The organism is Amycolatopsis sp. NPDC051071, assembly GCF_040682875.1.
Classification (GTDB): Bacteria; Actinomycetota; Actinomycetes; order Mycobacteriales; family Pseudonocardiaceae; genus Amycolatopsis.
The window spans coordinates 1-16,546 of the sequence record NZ_JBFBBY010000157.1 but is presented as its reverse complement, the minus strand read 5'-3'; the positions used below and the strand labels follow the sequence as shown (position 1 = coordinate 16,546).

Sequence of the window (16,546 nt, the reverse complement as noted above, 5' to 3'; positions counted from 1 at the left end):
GATCTCCTGCTGGCCTGGTCTGTCGTTTTTTTTTTTTTTTTTTTTTTTTCTGGGGTTGGCTGTTTTTTTTTTTTTGTTAAAAAACCCTCAATATCACTCACGACCCCCATCGCGAACCGCACCTGTAGGCATGAATCGGGCATTTTGCGGCCAAAATGTGTCCTTTGTGGATGATCGAGGCGCGGCGCGGCCTGGCCGGGCTCCGTCGGCGCGGCGCGGCGCGGCGCGGCGCGGCGCGGCCCGGACCCGCGCCGCGAAGCCTCTGCCTTGAAGCTCGCGAAGCAGACCTCACGACATCAAGGTCCTGCGCCGGACGCCTGGATCGCCTACCGGCTCAGGCTGAACCCAGCCACCATCCCCCCCCGAGAGCCCAACGCCGAGCGCCCGAAAACCAGTGGAACACCGTCACCACACACCATTACCGTGCAGCCGAAGCATGCCGCCTAGCCGAGGACTAGCCGTTGTACACCCTGTGAGACCTCCCGAGAGCTGATTTGTCGCGCGTCGCGTAGCTGCGTCGCGTCCCTTTGCTGCGGACTTCTCACTGAAACGGGTGTATTCCTGTGCTCGAAAACTGGGTGGTCGTTCCCACCTGCCTGCCGTTGGTTCTCCGTCGTTGCCACGTGTGCGCGTCCGGGCGCTTCCGGGCGAACGGCAAGTTCCGTGTCAACGCGAACCACAAGCTCATCGACGTCTGGCTCCTCGTGCTCTGTATCGCTTGCGGGGACACTGCGAAGCTCACGATCCTGGAGCGGGTCAAGGTGCGCTCCGTACGTCCTGAGCTGCTGGACCGGCTCCATGACAACGACCTTGGCCTGGCGGCTGAGCTGCTCGAGGATCCGGTCGTGCGGCGGCGGAATCGAATCGCGCTCGACTGGGATGGCGCCTGGCGTCTCGATACCGGCGGATCGGATCATCTGGACCGGGAGGTGATCGATGTTTCGGTCCGGTTCGCGGCGCGGATCCCGGTTCGGCCGGTGCGGCTGATCGCCGAGGGCTGCGGACTGTCGCGGGCCGAGGTCGAGAGACTGATCGTGGCAGGGAGGCTCGTGTCGGCGGTCCGGTTGAGCGGGAAGCTCTCCGGCGACTTCACCTTCACGCTCAAGCGCGGAGAAAGCGTTGAGAAGACCGAGCACCAGATGTAACGCAAAGGTTGATCATCGCGAGTCTTTCCCATGCGCGCTCATCGTGCGCCGACGTGAAAGGCGGGTCAGTGACGGCTTCGAGTGGAGCGGGTATCCCGATCATCTGGACGGATCCGGCGGTCGACGGAGAGAAAGGCCTGTTCTCCACCGCGCGGCAGGTGGCAGGGCGGATCGGGGAGCTGGATTCGGAGGAGCTCGCGCGGAATCTGTCGGCCGTCTGCTCGCGGCTGGCGAACGCGTTCCGCCAGGCCGCGGCGGCGTCCGACGCGTTCGAGCTGGACGCGTTCGAGGTGAATCTGGACCTTTCGGCGAAGGGTGAGGTCCGGCTCGTGGGCTCGGTGTCGAGTGAGATCAAGGGCGGGGTGAAGCTGGTCTTCCGGCGTATCGCGGACACCGAGGCGTGAATCGGGCGCTTGTGGTCGGCTGCGCCGGCTACGACGACCCCGACATCGCCCCTTTACGCCACTCGCAGACCGACGCGGCCAGGGTCGCGGACGTCCTGCGTACGGTCTGTGGCGTCGCGGAGGAAGATCTGGTCGTCCTGCACGACAACATGCCACCGGAGCTTCGGCCGACGCGGACCAATCTGCTGCGGCAGCTCACCAGAATGGCGGCCGACCCGCGTGACGAGGGGATCCTCTACTTCTTCTTTTCCGGGCATGGTTTCCAGGGCAGCGACAATACGCAGTATCTCCTGCCGGTCGACTGCGTCCGCGCGGCCGTGGAGGAGACGGCCCTGCGGTTCGACACGATCGTCCGGTATCTCGGCGCGGCCGCCTCTCCGCATGTGGTGTTCTTCCTCGACGCCTGCCGCAACGTCCTGGACGGCGGCAAGTCTGTGTCGTCGCTGCCCCAGGTGGACGTCGACGCGCTCTGCCCGCCCGGTGTCGTGTCGTTCTGTTCCTGCAGTCCGGGGCGGGTGTCCTACGAGGTCGACACGATCAGGGCGGGCGTCTTCACCGAAGCGCTGTGCTCGGCCTTCAGCGCCGAAGGCCGATGCCGGACAATCCATGAACTCGACGCCTACCTCGCCGCGCACGTACCGATGCTGGCGCGATCGCACGGTAAACCCGACCAGCAGCCGCATTCCCGGGTCGAGCCGCTCGGTGTGCAGCATCTGGAGATCGTCTCGGAGCGGACGCGTAACCAGTGGCGTGCCACGACGCCGATCGGCGCCGAGCGGCGGAACAAACGGATCGCTCCGGTGGTCCCTCCCGACACCGTCTCCGACCCTCTCCTCGCGGTCGACTTCGGCACGAGCTACTCGGTGGTGTCCTGGACCGCCCCGGACGGAGCGGTCAAGCTCCTGCCGGGGCCGGACGGCAGGCCACTGGTACCTTCCGTCCTGCATTTCCTGCCGGGGATGGACTACCTGGTGGGCTCGGCCGCGGTCGAGGCCACGCCGTACCGGCCGACCTCGACCATCCGGTACGCCAAACGCGACCTCGGGCGCTCGACCGGGTATCTCATCGACGGTCGCAGCGTCGAACCGGTGCTCGCGGTCGGCCTGATCCTCCGTTCGTTGCGGCGCAACGCGGAAGAGGCGCTGGGCACCCCGATCCGGCGGTGCATCGCCTCGCATCCGGCCAATTTCACCCTGCGGCAGATCGACACCCTGCAGCAGGCGTTCGAACTCGCCGACCTGCAGGTACTCCGGATGATCGGCGAGCCGAACGCGGCATCACTGCTGACCCTCATGGCGACGCTCGAAGCGGAGCAGGACTACCTTGTCGTCGATCTGGGCGGCGGTACGTTCGACGTCGCCTTGGTCGAATCGGGGGAAGGGGTCGCGGAAGTCCGGTCCGTCGCAGGGAGCAACGAGGTCGGCGGACTCGACTACGACGACGCGATGGTCACCTATGCCGAACATCAGCTGCGCACGACACACGACTGGCGGGGAGAGCTCACCTCGGCCGTGCGAGACAAGCTCCGCAGGGAGGCCGAACGCGCGAAACGCGACCTCGGGTACCGGGAAACCACGACGATCCTGCTGACCGATCTTGACGACGACACGCGCGGCCTGGTCGACATCAGCATCGACATCGACCGCACCCGGTTCCGGGAGATCACGGCCGGACTGAACGAAATGGTGCGGGCGACCCTTGCGTCGGTGTTCACCCGGCTCGCGTTCGGGGAGAGCATCGAGCAATGGATCGCGCGTGGGGGAAAGGTCCTGCTCGCCGGTCAGGGCACCAAGATCTTCACCGTCTCCGAACAGCTCAAGGCGGTTCTCCCCGGCGTCGAGATCGTGTCCAACTTCCAGGAAACCGCCGTGGCACACGGTTTGGGCACGCAAGCGGGCGTGCTCACCGGACACCAGAAGAACGTCCTCCTGCTCAACTCCCTGAAATTCGGTCTTGGCGTCCTGATCTCCGGCAAGAACAGCCCGGAGTTCGAGATATCGCCGCGAGCCGAAGAGAACCAGGACGTCGCCGAACTTCTTTCCCCTTCCTCGACGATTCCCACGAAACGAGGCGAGTTCTTCCGTCTGTCCGGTCGCAAGGGCACCAGGCATCTACTGACGTTCGTCGAGATCCCGAGGTCGTCCGGTCTCGTGTTCGGCATGGTTCCGGTGACCGCGACCGGCGGTGGCCTCATGCTGACCGCCGACGTCGACGCCAACGGGATCGTGGTACTGGAAATCGCCGATGACAAAGCGAACCGAACGATCCGATACCAGCTCGACAAGCTGCCTTCGGACCAGTGATCCGGGAGGAAGAGCGGGCCCTAGCGGGCGAAGGCAGGGATCACCTCCGCGATCTTCGGCGTCACCGCGCCTGCTGTCCACAGGAGACGGACGCGGTCGGTCACCGCGTTCCGGGCCGGCAATTCCGCGTAGCCGCCTTCGAGTCTGCCGATGGTCAGCCAGCCGCCCGCCGCGTCCGCGATCTGGACCTCCGCGCTCGCACCGGGTTTCGCCGACAGGATGACAACCTTGCCGAGCGGTTTCGCCGTGGCGGCGGTGACGACGAGCGCGTCACCGGAGACGGGTGCCGACGCGGCCGTGTACACCGAATCGGCGTTGCTGTCGGCGGCCGCGGCGAGGTTGGTCCCGGACGGCGTTCCGGTCACGGTGTACTTCGGAGTGTCCGGTGTGGACACGGTGAATTCCCGGACCACGACCCAGAAAGGCTGGGCCCCGGCCGTGCGCACCCGCACGAATCGTGCCTGACTTCCTGCGGGGAAGTCAGCCGAGATCAGGGGCTCCGTGACCGTTTTCACCGCGGTCCAGTGCGTGCCGTCGGTCGAATATTCGAGTACGCCGTGGTGAATGTAGTCGTCCGGGCTGGTCGGTTTGCCCATCGTGATGTCCACATGGGACACCGGCTGCGCGGTGCCGAGGTCGACACCGATGGCATCGCCGGGGCTCGGGAACCAATCGCTCCAGTAGAAGGTCTCGGGGTCGCCATCGACCATCCGCGCGGGGACGTTGTCGGTGTAGGTGCCCAGCGAAGTCGTCGGCTGCGGCCGGATCCCCGGCAGGCCGAACCAGCGGTCGGCCGTGGCGAGCGCGGTGTTCAGGAACGGCACACAGACGGCCGTGCAGGTACTCGGATTGCGCGGCCCGCGTGCGGTGTCGACACGGATCGCCTGTGCTTTCTTGAGCGCGTCGACGAGTGCCCCGCGCTCCGCCCATGCCTTCGCGCCATCGCCGTCGAGCTGTGCCAGCAGCATCTTCACCGCGTGCCCGCCCGCCTGACCGTAGAGGCCGACCTGGTCGAGCCACGGCCCGACCTCGGTGAGGAACTTCGGGTTCGAAGCCATTCCCCGCCGGAGACCGGCGGGGTCGGCCGCCATCTCGGCGAGGTAGCGGTCCAGTTTCGCGGCGGCGTCCCACGGGTCCTTCTTCTCCCACGCCGTCCAGAACGCGCTGAGCAGCGGGCGCAGCACCGGGGAATCCAGATCCGGCTTCCCCGTTTCGAGGCGGGCGAGCAGACTCGAATAGTTGTTCTCCGCGAACACCTTCAGTGCCGGAGCCGCCGGACCGGCGAGGTCGGCGATGGCCGCGAGCCACGCTTTGTCCGGGTCGTACTTGTCCGGGTTCCACAGGAAGTCACCCGAGGTGAACTCGGCGATCTTCGACGCTTCGGCCTGCACCATCGGGTTCGCGGTGATCCCGGACAGGTACTTCGCGACCCCTGGCTCGCGGCCGATGTACGGGCCGAGGAGGAGCCGCTCGGTGATGTAGTCGTTGACCGGGTAGTTGTCCCAGATCAGGATGTCGTGCCCGAAAACCTCTTTCGCCTGCCGCGCTTGCTTTTCCGTGATCTGCCCGGCGATCACGCCGACCCCGGTCCACTCGACGATCACCGCCTTGTCGAGCCGCGTGCGCAACGCGGTCTTGTACGGGGAGTCGGCGAGGTCGTAGTACTCGGTCGGGACCATTTGCAGGCGCTCGACATCGGGATGCGTCGCGATGAAGGCCTGCTGCACCCCGTTGAGCAGGAACGACTGCGCCGCACCGGCCGCGGCGCCGCCGGTGCCGAACTTCGCGGCGTCGGCGTCGCAGTTCCAGCGGGTGTAGGAGATGTCGTCGAGCGGGATCGCGAACGACCGTACCCCGATGTCCCACAGTGACTGGAACTTCGTGACGAGTGCGGCCTTGTCGGCGTCCGAGGAGTAGCACACCGAGAGGCCGGGCGAGAGGGCGTAGGTGAATTCGACATGGTTCGCGGTGGCGCGGGCGACGAGTTGCGACAGCACGGCGAGTTGCTCCGGCGGGTACTGGTCGCGCCAGCGTGCCCGCAGGTACGGGTCGTCCTTGGGGGAGTAGACGTACATGTTCTGTTTGGTGCGACCGTAGAAGTCTAGCTGTGCCAAGCGATCGGCGTGTGACCACGGTGCGCCGTAGAAGCCTTCGATGACTCCGCGCAACGGCGCCGCCGGCCAGTCGCGAAGGCTGAAACCGCCGCTTTTGCCGGAGGCCAAGAGCTGCCGTAGTGACTGCGCGGCGTAGAAGGTCCCCGTGGTGTCGACGCCGGACAGCGCGATCACGCCGCGATCGGCGGCGAGGACGTAACCCCCGCGAGGCAGACCTTCGGGACCTTGCAGTCTCAGCGCGGCGAGCGCGAGCGCGGTCGCCCTGCTTTCGGTGGGGCCGCCGACGAAGACGACGAGACCGCCGTTCGCACGTTCCCGTTCCGCCTGCTGGTCGGTGACCTTGACGAGGGTGCTCGCTCCGGCCGAACGGAGCACCTGGTCCACGACGGCGAGCGCCGACGGGTCGGTGTCCCGGCCGACGACCTCGACGACGGTGCGAGGGACGGTCACCGATCCCGGTCTGGCCGTCACTTGCTGGGGCGTCGGCCACACCTTCGCCAGCGGAGCGGCGGGAGCGGCGGCCGCGCTCGCCGGGGCCGGGACGGCCACTGCCACCGTGATCGCGAGCAGTGTCACCGGAAAGAGTCGGATCACCCATCGGAAGGACATCGATTGGCCCCCAAATCGTCGATCGACGACGTTCTGTGAGCCAGTAAACACCCCATGCGATGACGCGCCTAGCTCGTTATGGGTGACTTTGTGCGGCGAGTCCGATGACGAATCCGGTGCCGGACACGGCAGAATGCCTTCGTGCGAACCCTTTGCGTGGCGCTTGCCCTTGTCCTGATCGGTGTCACCGGATGTCAGGCGGAGGTTTCGGGCCAAGCCGACTCCAACGCCGACGGTTTCGTGGTCAAAGACCCCAACCGGCTGCGGTTCCGGCCGGTTCTGGCCGAACTGCCGCCGTCCCCGCCTGCTCCGGCGACCGGGAACCGCCAGAGCGCGGATCCCGCCGAACAGCAGGCCGCCGCGACGGCGCTGGACTGCGCGCCGGGGCCGGACCCCTTGGACGGCCGTGACGATCCGGCGCTCCCGTTGGTCAGCTGCGACCGCGTTCAGGGCACGAAGTATCTCCTCGGCCCGGCCTTCCTCACCGGTGCGGACATCAATCGGGCGACCGCTCGGCTCGGTGGGTCCGGGACCGGGGTCATCGCCCTCAGCTTCACCGAAGCGGGAGCGCGGAAGTGGGCCGACTGGACCGCGGGGAACATCGGCAAGCAGGTCGCGATGGCGTTGAAGAGCCGTGTGCTGACCGCACCGATGATCCAGACGGCCATCCTCGGGGACACCGAGATCACCGGCAAGTACACGTTGCAGGAGGCGCAGCAACTGGCGCGTGACATCGCCGGGACCTGAGCCGTCGTGCGCGGGGTGCTTGCGGCATCCTTCCCGGGTGCAGATTTCCACTGAGTTCTGGGCCACCACCGCCCAGGTCATCCCCGCCCTGTTGCTCGCCTTCGTGCTGACACAGCGTCCGGAGCAGGATCGCAAGAAGGTGTCCCCCAGACCCTTCCGGATGATCTACAGCGCGATCGTGCTGCTGTCGATCGCGCTGGGGGTGACGGCCGAATTCCTGGCGCTCGACGGCCTCCTCGGCGGCGGCGGACGGGGGACCGCGCGGGTGGTGATCCTCGCGATCGGGGTACTCGCGTTCTGGGCGGTGCTGGCCGTGGCCGTCTGGTCGGGCGTCCGGTTCTTTCCCGACGACGACGCCGGAATGGACGGGTTACGGCTGCACGTCGGTGCCGTGCTGATCGGTCAGCTGGTGTTCTCGCTGGTCGTGGCGGTGCTGCCGCTGGCGGCGGCGATCTGGCTGGCGATCCGGACCTAAGTGGTCGGTTTCGGGAGTCCTTCGGCAGCGGCCCGGAATAGGCGTGGCGAAGTAGACGTTTGAGCGTTCAACTACTTGAGGAGTTGGACATGGGTTACGAGATCCTGGGTACGCGGCAGGAGCCGACCTTCGGCCTGGACACCTTCGGGGACGTGGAAAACGGCGCGGACGGCCAGCCGGTGACCCAAGCCGAGGCGATCCGGCAGGTCGCGGCCGAAGGCGTACTCGCCGACCAGATGGGCGTGGACTACTTCGGCGTCGGCGAACACCACCGCGCGGAGATGGCGGTGTCCTCGCCGGACGTCGTGCTGGCCGCGATCGCCGGCCGCACGGAACGGATCCGGCTGGGCACGGCGGTCACGGTGCTCAGCTCGGACGACCCGGTGCGGGTGTACGAGCGATTCGCCACGCTGGACGCCCTTTCCTCGGGACGCGCGGAGGTCACCCTCGGCCGGGGCTCGTTCACCGAGTCCTTCCCGCTGTTCGGCTACTCGCTGGACGACTACGAGGAGCTGTTCGCCGAGAAGCTCGACCTGTTCACACACCTGCAGGAGGAGAAGCCGGTCAGCTGGAACGGCACCGTCCGTCCCGCTTTGGACGGCGCGCAGGCCTTCCCGGTCACCGAATCCGGCCGTCTGCCCGCGTGGGTCGGGGTCGGCGGCACACCGCAGTCGGTGCTCCGAGCGGCCGCCTACGGCCTGCCGCTGGTGATGGCGGTGATCGGCGGATCGCCCGAACGGTTCACCCCGCTCGCCGACCTGTACCGCCGTGCTCTGAAGGAGTCGGGACACGGGGAGCTGCCGATCTCCATGCACAGCCCCGGGCATATCGCCGCGACCGACGAACTCGCGGTGGCCCAGCACGTCACGCACCACCAGGCCGCGTTCGCCAAGATCGGGGCCGAACGCGGCTGGGGCCCGATGTCCCGGGCCGACTACGACGCCATGACCGGACCGCGCGGCGCGTTGTTCGTCGGCTCGCCGGAGACCGTCGCCCGGAAAATCGCGTGGTCGGTGCGAACCCTTGGCCTGTCGCGTTTCCAGCTCAAATACGGCGCGGGCGCGCTTCCGCATCAGGAGCGGATGGAGTCGATCCGGTTGTACGGCGAAGAGGTCATCCCGCGGGTCAAGGAACTCCTCGCCGAACAGAGCTGAAGTCAGGCACTCCCGAGGCAGATGAACGGACGGCGGAACGGTTCCGTACGGACACTGTCCGCGAGGGCCTGGGCCATCGACCGGCCGTTCGCCAGGCCCTGGTGGAGGTCGGCGGAGGTCGCCGCGGTGGATTCGTCGCCGATCCTGCTCACCGCCGCGACGACCGTCCTGGTGCCGACGGCGAGCAGCGCCCCGGCGAACCCGAGTGCTTCGTCACCGGGCCGGATATGAGCGTGCGCGAGCGCGTTGGCCGCGAGTACGACCTGGTCCGGTGGACGGCGCAAGCGGGTGAGCTCGTGGGCGAACAAGGGACCGTCCGCGAGTTCCAGCCGGGAGAACAGGGCATTGCCGGGTTCGTGACTGCCGTGCGCGGCGACATGCGCGAGTTCGGCCCCTTCGAGGGCACTGAGGACGTTCGCCACGGTGGCCCGTTCCCCGGCCAGCACCGTGGCTTCCGGGTGAAGCGCTCTCAGCGTTTGGACCTCCCCGGTCGCTCCGGAGAGGCCCGGTCCCGCGACCAGGACCACGCGTCCGCCGCCGGGTCGCTCGGCCGCCTCGTCGGCGGCGAGCCACGCCGTCGCGGACGGCGCGACGACGACGGGGACCCCGGTCAACGAGGGCAGTGATCCCCATGGCACCGCGTAAAGGCTGCCAGTGGGGACGAGAACGAGCTCCCGGCTCCCGATCGCGCGGGTGATCGGGGCGATCAGGCCCTGATCGAGTTGCTCCGCGGAACGTGAGGCCGACAGGGCGACGACCCGGACCAGCGGTTCGGGCAGGTTGTCGGGTGCCATCGCGTCGGTGTCCGCGTGCAGGCGCCGGACCTGCTCGATCAGCGCGGGGGCGGAGCCCAGTTCGATGAGCCGGGTGCGGCCGTCGAAGACGGCGACGGCGAAAAGCACGTCCCCGCTACGGCCGAAGCTGACCAGGGCGCGATTCCCGAGTCGTGCGGAAATGCTCGCGATGTCGGCCACCGGCCGTTGCCGGCCGAACGGACTGGAATGCCAGTTCAGCCGGGTGATGTCCTGCTGGAGGGCGGCCAGTTTCACGTTCAGGGCCGCTGTCGTGCGCCTTTCCAGCCGGGCTTGCCGTTGACGGCGGGACAGCTCCCGCATTTCCGCGATCCTGTTGCGAAGCGCCGGATCGTCCGGAGCCCGTTCAGGGCGATAGCGGTACGCCTGCGCCTTGGTCTGCTCCAGTATATCGAACAGGATGCGGGCTTTGCGTCGTCGCAAGGAAAGCCGGACGGCCAGTTCGCCAAGTTCGCGGCCGTGCGCGGCGGTACCCGCCACCAGATCCAGCCCGCCCCGGTGGGTCCTGGCCTTGTTCAGATCGGCCAGGCCCTTCCTGGCTTCGCGCATCGCCGGCCCGTACTCGGCGGACGCCGCGGCCAGTTCGGCGCGGCACAGCCGCCACAACATCCGCCGGTCGATGGAGGAGTCCTGGTTCGGCGCCGAAATCCCCGCCAGCAAGCGGGTAGCGACTTCGAGCTGTCCTTTGTGGACAGCCAATCGGACACCGAGCATCGCCGCCGTCGCCGACTCCTCTTCGAGTCCGAGGCCGCGAAGGCGATCCGCCAGTTCGCGGGCCTTGTTCGCCGAAGCACGCGGCGCCTGCCCGCCGGACAGGACGAAGGCCGTGTCCGCGCGCATCCCCATCAACCTGGCGATCTCCACCCAGGCTGTGCTCTTGGACCGGGAGAAACGCCGTTGTGCCGAAGCGGCGAGCCGTCGCGCCTGCTCCGGATCGTCTTGGAGGAGCCTGGCCGCGGCGCCGACCAGTTCGGCTTCGGCCACCTCGTGTCCTGAGCTCCAGGCGCGAAGTTCAGGCAGGGCTTCGAACAGGACGGAGTCCGCCTCGTTCGACAGTCCGGCGTCGAGCAACGCCTTGGCCTGGTCGATCCGGACCTTGGCCACCTGGGACGGGGCGACCTCCTGGAACATCCGGATGCCGGTCTCGTAGTGCTCCAGTGCCCGGGCGACGTCGCCGTTGCGCCTGGCCAGCGCACCCAGGCCCTGATGTGCTCGTGCGCCGACCCGGCCGAGATGGTGCTCGGACGCCAGCCGGGTGCACAGGGTCAGGTCGTGCTCCGCCGCCGCGTCCTCGCGCAAGGCCAGGTAGGCGAGACCGCGGTCCAGCAGGACCGGGAGACGGGGCCGCATCCCGAGCTCGGCCTGCCTGATGAGGCGGAGCGCCCGGTTGTACTGGGCCACCGCCTCGGCCAGCCGTCCCGCGCGATGATGGTCCCGGCCGGCTTCGGCGGCGAGCGAACTCTCGGTACGCCGCGACAAGTCGTGCCAGTCCGGGTCGCCGAGGGGCAGCGTGCTGTGCGGAAACGCGGTGTCACTCGGCCGGTAGTCCCGGTACAGCGCGGAATCCGCCTCCGACTGGAAGGCCTCGGCCAGCACGCGCGACGTCATTTCCGGTACGTCGTCGCCTTCGTCTTCGAGAAGTTCGGAAACCTGGGATCCGAGCCGCAGCCGCCCCACCGGAACCGGATCCATCGGCTGGTGGGCTTCCCCGTAAAGGGCTTCCGCCACCTGGGTGGATTCCGAACCGGCGAGACCGATCCGGCGCAACGCCGCCTTGAGCAGTCGCGGCGACCGTTCCCCGACCTCGGCGGCGAGATCGCGCAGCAGCCCGGGAACGGTGTTGATTTCCTTGATCTGCAGCCGCTCGGCGACCGCGACCGCCTCCAGGCTCAGCTCGTCCACCATTTCCTCGCCGAGCGGCATGCCGAACCGCCGGAGCCGGAGCATGCACACGATGATGCTCAGCCTGCTCAGCGACCGCGGACCCGTCGACGGCGGGCGACGGCACTGCACGAGCGTTGCGGTCAGGTGATTCTTCGCCTCGGCAGCCCGGCCGAGCCGCTCGTAGAGCCGCGCCATGTGCAGGGTGAAGACGACGAGCTCTTCGGTCATCCCCGCCTGTCCCAAGAGCTTGCGTTCCTCGACGGCCGCGGCGAGCGCGGGTTCGAATTCGCCGAGCAGTTCCAGCGCCTGGACCCGGAGCCCGCTGAGCACGGGGGACCGGTCGCCGGTCCGGCGGAGGTGGTCGTCGATCTCCCAGAGCGCTTCCGTCCCGTCGCCCGAGCTGATCAGTTCCACCGCACGCCGCACCACCAACCGTCTGCCGACCTCGATGTCGGCCTGACGGAGATCGTCGTCGGAGACCGAAAGGCTGGGGGTTTTCGCGGCGAGGTAAGCCTTCGAAGCGGGAGGAAGGTCGTCCATGGAAGGCAGGAGACGCGCGAGGACGAGGTCGTCCCACCTCGGATCGAGGGTCGCACTGCGCTGGCCGAGCATCAACCGGTGGTAGATCTCCTCGGCCCGCGCCGTGACCCCCTGCCTGGTGGTGTAGAACCGCACGGCCGCCCGGTGGATCTGCCGCACCACAACGGATTCGTCCGCGGACAACCGGTGAAGCATCGTCTGCCGCACGTCCGTGCGATGCACCACGGCCCGGCCGTCCGGGGTGAGCGTCACCAGCATCGCTTCACGCGCCAGGCCGTCGAAGAGTTCGTGTGCCCGGTCGAGATCCGGCACGCGCACGCCGCACGGTTTCGCGAGGACCTCGCGGATCAGCTCGGGGTTCACCCGGCGCAAGGTCAGCCCCGGATGGGCGAGGCGCCGGACGTCCTGATCCGGGATGTGCCCGAGCAGGCGCCGGTACAGCTCGCCTTCGATCGTCCCGCGGTGCACCGCGATGTCCCGGAGCGCTTCGTCGCGGGGCGCGTTCCGCAGGACACCGGCCGCCAGATGAACGGCAAGGGGACTGGTACCGACCAGATCGATGATCTGCTGGAGGCCTTCCGGAGGATGCTCCGGGAGCAGATTCGACAGCAGGGTGATGGCCTCGCCGGGTTCGAGGCCGGTCAGGCTGATCTCGGCGGCTCCCAGCTCGGGAGCCGGGGACCGGCCCGCCAGTACGAGACTCGGCCGGTGCGGGAAGGCGGACAGCTCGCCGAGGAATTCGGCGAACCGCCGCTGGATGGGCCGGTCGAGGCGCTGCACCTCTTCCAGGGTGTCGAAAACGACGAGCAACCGGTGGTCGCCGAGCACCGAGGCCAGCTTCTCCAGCAGATCGGTGTGCGGACCCCGGCCGCCGATACCGTGATGCGGCGATTCCAGCGCCCGGTTTCCCGCTCGCAGTCGTTCATGGCATTCGGAGGCCAGTCTCGCCGCGCCGTCGCCGTCATCGAGCCCTTCCGGAAGCTGCACGGTCAGCTGACGGGCGAGTGCGGCGATCAGGCTCACCGGTTCGGCGGGGTCGAGGGCACTGTGGTCGAAGTTCAGATAACCGACCACCGCCCGGCGGCGGTCCGCGACGTCCAGGAGATGGCGGATGGCCACCGCGGACTTGCCGATCCCGCCGATACCGTGGATGAGCACCGGACCGGCCTGTGCGGAGAACCTGCCGTCGAGTTCCGCGAGGACGGCACCGCGGCCGACGAAATGATCGCCTGCCAGTGCCCGCAGTGGCGCCAGCAGTTCACCGATGCCGAGTCTCCTGGTCAGCACGTCGCCCATCGGGACATGCTCCGCGGCACCACTGAGCCATCTGGCCAGCCAGGCGACCGCGCGCAGGCGCGGGAGACTGAGACCGTCGAGTTTCACCGGCTCGGCGGCGCCGACGTACTGGTCGATGGCCCATTGGCGGTCGTCGTCCGGCCGGTGCCGGAGCCTCGCCCACGTGTCGCGCAGTTCGCCGAACGTGGCCTGCTGGACGAGCGAGCGCCGGACGGCGTCGTCGAGCCGCCAGTGCCGCCGCCCGTCGCCAACCCGCACCCTGGTCGAATCGGCGAACAGCCCCGGCCCGATCGCCTCCGTCAGATCGTCGCCAACGCCCAGCCACGGCAGTTCGTAATGCGACAACAACGCGGCTCGCAGCCGCAGCTCCCGTGTCCCGGGAACGGTCGAGGAGGTCACGGCTCACCTCCTGAGCTGAACCGGATGTGCGCGGCACGGCTGGCGGCCGCGCCGAGCAGCGCGAGATCGGCGAGGTCCGCCTCGGCCAGTACCGCTTCGGCGAGCTCCTCCAGTTCGTTGTCCGAGATCGGCTGACCGGTGTGGTCCGCGAGACCGCGGAAGAAGCCGTGGACGTGCGAAGTGGTGAGCCCGGAGAGTTCCTCGTGACGGAGTACTTCCATCACGGGCGGGGCGAACTCGCCGGAATGGCCGGTCACGATCAGGCGGGTGTTGAAGAGCTGGCCCGCCTCGACCTCTTTCGCGAGGCGGGCGACGGCCATATGCACGTCCGGAGCGACCTGCGGCCGGTCGAGACCGTCGATGAACACCCAGCGCAGGCGCCGGGGCAGGGTCGAGAACCTCCCGACGAAGAGGTTGACGAGTTCCCGGACCGTGCGCGCCTGTTCGGTGTGCCGGTCGACGTCGAACGCGGAGTCGAGGCCGAGCCTGGTGGCCAGCACCGTCATGAACCCCGCCGCGTCGACGCGATCGTAGAAGTCGTCTTCGACGTCGATGGTGCGGAACTCGCAGTCGAGCGCGGGATCGCCGGCGATGTGGTGGATGAGGTAACGGCTGTAGGACTTCCCGGTCCCGGGTTCACCGGTGATGGTGAGCACGGGGTACTGCCGATGGACGAGGTCCAGCAGATGCGCGCGAAGCTCCCGCCGGTCGAGCACGGCACGGGCGCAACCGGGTCCGAGCAGCAGCGCCAGATGTCTTTCCCGCGTCGTGTACCACTCGATCCCGGTGTTCCGCGCGGACAGCACGGTGTCCAGGTCCCCGCCGACGGCCGGGCAGCGGCCCTTGACGTGCTCGATGAGCTCCTTGAGCCTGCCCGCGTCGGCGCAGTCCCTGGTGATGCCCAGCCACAGCTGAGCGGCGGGCTGGCCCCAGTCGAACTCATGCGGGGGAAGCCCGACGGACCGGCAGATGTCGATCAGGTCGTCGCGCAGGTAGAACGCCTTATTGAGGGCGTTGTGCAGCAACCGCGCCGTACCGTCGGCCCAATCGGGGAACTGGATCCACCGTGCCATTTCGCGCTCAGCCCAGGTTCACACCGAGCTCGTCGAGCCGTTCCGCGACCCGTCCGATCGCCCGGCCCTGGTTGCGGTAGGCGACCCCGTCGTCCGCGCCCGCCGCGACCCACTGATGGTGCAGCGCGACCACGCGCCAATCGCGATCGAACACCGGGGAGCCGGAGGAGCCCGCTTCGGTGTCGGTCCAGTACTGGATGACGTCCTCGTCGACGTACCGCACCAGGTTGTGATGCATCGCGATCTTCTTGGGCAGTCCCCTCGGATGCTGGATGATGTACACCCGGTCGTCCACTTCGACCCCCGCGGCGCCGTGGAGCGGCAGAATCGGCACTTCGACGGGCAGCGGCTCCACGGTTTCGATCACCGCGAAATCGTGGGCCTCTTCGCCGGTGATCGACGAGGGGTCACCGGTGATCACGATCGGTTCCCGCAGCCTGCCCGCGATGTCGAGTTCGTAGCCGAATTCGGCCAGGACGGCGCTCGCCGGCCGAGCGCCGTGACCCCAGTCGTGGAGCACGTGGTGGTTTGTCAGCAGAGTAGTGGGGCCGATGCGGAAACCGGTGCCGTGAAAGCGGTGCCCACCGTGCGACACGCGCAGCCGGCACACCGATCGTGCCCGGTCGAGACCATGCTGAAGAAACGCGATGTCCAGCAACGTCTCTTCGTCGTCGAAGATCCGGCGTTCCAGGTTGGTGGTGGTGAAGTTCCGCCATCGCGGATCGCCGGGTGACAGGACGGCCGTCTGTTCGTCCGGGATCCGGGCGGTCAAAAGGGGCGCCGGGCCGCAGATCTCGTCGATCCGGGCGGCGAGGGCGGGCTGCCGCTCCCGGACGACCTTCAGCAGCGGCTCGACGCGAAGCTGCGCGGAAGCCTCGTTGAGAAGGTGGAACCACAGCCGGTCCGCCGGATCCTGCCAGGCGATGCGTGCCGCGGGGACACCGGCTTCGGCGGCGATGAGTTCGATGTCCCGATCCCGATAGAACGCCGTGCTCAGCGCATTCCGCAGTTCCCGCAGGCGCGGATCGGCCCAATCGAGTGGATGGGAGTCCAGGAGAGAAGGCATCAGTAGTTCCCCCTCCTCGTTTTCGTGCCGACGGCGTTCTGTTCCCGTAGCGGAGTGCACACCACAATAGCCAGAACGGCCTAGCCGGCCCGGATGACACCGATCCGACCGGGTGAAGTGTTCGGCAGCGAACAGAACTCAGGCATTTCCCGGGGGAGGGGAACGGGGTCGTGAGTGGGATTCGGGTTATCGAGGGTTAAGGCAAACGTGGCGCCTTCGGGTGAGATTGTGCCTGAGATACGCGGCACCGCACTCGCGTGCTTGAAGCCGTAACTCGCGTGCTAAAGCCCGCACACCGAGTTCGACATTCAGGCACGCGAGTTACGTGCTCAAGCACGCGAGTTACGCGCTCAAGCACGCGTGTTACGTGCTCAAGCACGCGAGGCCACCCCACCAACCACAGCGACGGCGCGTGAAGGCCCCCTTCCCTCGGCTCAGCCGAGGAAACTCGACCTTCGCACCGTCCCCAAGTACAGGAAGGCCCCCTAGCTTGCGGCCGGCGCCAGGAAGGGGGGCGTGCGGGGA

Annotated in this window: 10 protein-coding genes; 6 read left to right on the top strand and 4 right to left on the bottom strand. The window is 67.9% G+C overall.

Annotated elements, in window-relative coordinates; all coding sequences use genetic code 11:
- Positions 1–563 precede the first annotated feature (563 nt).
- The 3 genes from AB0M65_RS33495 (at position 564) to AB0M65_RS33485 (ending at position 3,852) form a co-directional block, all read left to right on the top strand.
- On the top strand, positions 564–1,145 hold the full coding sequence (locus AB0M65_RS33495) for a DUF1062 domain-containing protein (RefSeq protein WP_364036857.1): 582 nt from the start codon (positions 564–566) through the stop codon (positions 1,143–1,145).
- A gap of 68 nt (positions 1,146–1,213) precedes the next feature.
- Positions 1,214–1,549, top strand: a complete 336-nt coding sequence (locus tag AB0M65_RS33490) for a hypothetical protein (protein ID WP_364036854.1) — start codon at positions 1,214–1,216, stop codon at positions 1,547–1,549.
- A complete protein-coding gene (locus AB0M65_RS33485; RefSeq protein ID WP_364036851.1) occupies positions 1,546–3,852 on the top strand; it encodes an Hsp70 family protein in 2,307 nt (768 codons plus the stop codon). The genes AB0M65_RS33490 and AB0M65_RS33485 overlap by 4 nt, the downstream gene beginning before the upstream one ends.
- Before the next feature lie 20 nt (positions 3,853–3,872).
- Here AB0M65_RS33485 and AB0M65_RS33480 read toward each other — a convergent pair whose 3' ends face one another.
- Entirely contained in the window at positions 3,873–6,542 is a 2,670-nt protein-coding gene (locus AB0M65_RS33480) for a beta-N-acetylglucosaminidase domain-containing protein (RefSeq protein ID WP_364036848.1), read from the bottom strand.
- A 174-nt stretch (positions 6,543–6,716) separates the two neighbouring features.
- Here AB0M65_RS33480 and AB0M65_RS33475 point away from each other — a divergent pair, with 174 nt between their 5' ends.
- From AB0M65_RS33475 to AB0M65_RS33465, 3 genes are all read left to right on the top strand, one after another.
- Complete coding sequence (locus tag AB0M65_RS33475) at positions 6,717–7,322, top strand: precorrin-3B C(17)-methyltransferase (RefSeq protein ID WP_364036845.1); 606 nt, start codon at positions 6,717–6,719, stop codon at positions 7,320–7,322.
- A gap of 37 nt (positions 7,323–7,359) precedes the next feature.
- Complete coding sequence (locus AB0M65_RS33470; protein WP_364036842.1) at positions 7,360–7,797, top strand: hypothetical protein; 438 nt, start codon at positions 7,360–7,362, stop codon at positions 7,795–7,797.
- Positions 7,798–7,886: 89 nt separating this feature from the next.
- On the top strand, positions 7,887–8,951 hold the full coding sequence (locus AB0M65_RS33465) for an LLM class flavin-dependent oxidoreductase (protein ID WP_364036839.1): 1,065 nt from the start codon (positions 7,887–7,889) through the stop codon (positions 8,949–8,951).
- A gap of 2 nt (positions 8,952–8,953) precedes the next feature.
- Here the strand turns inward: AB0M65_RS33465 and AB0M65_RS33460 are convergent, their stop codons facing one another.
- The 3 genes from AB0M65_RS33460 to AB0M65_RS33450 are packed head-to-tail and all read right to left on the bottom strand — an operon-like array spanning position 8,954 to position 16,021.
- Positions 8,954–13,882: a CHAT domain-containing protein gene (locus tag AB0M65_RS33460; protein ID WP_364036836.1), complete on the bottom strand. Its 4,929-nt coding sequence runs from the start codon at positions 13,880–13,882 to the stop codon at positions 8,954–8,956.
- On the bottom strand, positions 13,879–14,955 hold the full coding sequence (locus AB0M65_RS33455; RefSeq protein ID WP_364036833.1) for a hypothetical protein: 1,077 nt from the start codon (positions 14,953–14,955) through the stop codon (positions 13,879–13,881). Before AB0M65_RS33455 ends, AB0M65_RS33460 begins: the two co-directional genes overlap by 4 nt.
- Before the next feature lie 7 nt (positions 14,956–14,962).
- Positions 14,963–16,021: a trypsin-like peptidase domain-containing protein gene (locus AB0M65_RS33450; protein ID WP_364036830.1), complete on the bottom strand. Its 1,059-nt coding sequence runs from the start codon at positions 16,019–16,021 to the stop codon at positions 14,963–14,965.
- Between the last annotated feature and the right edge of the window lie 525 nt (positions 16,022–16,546).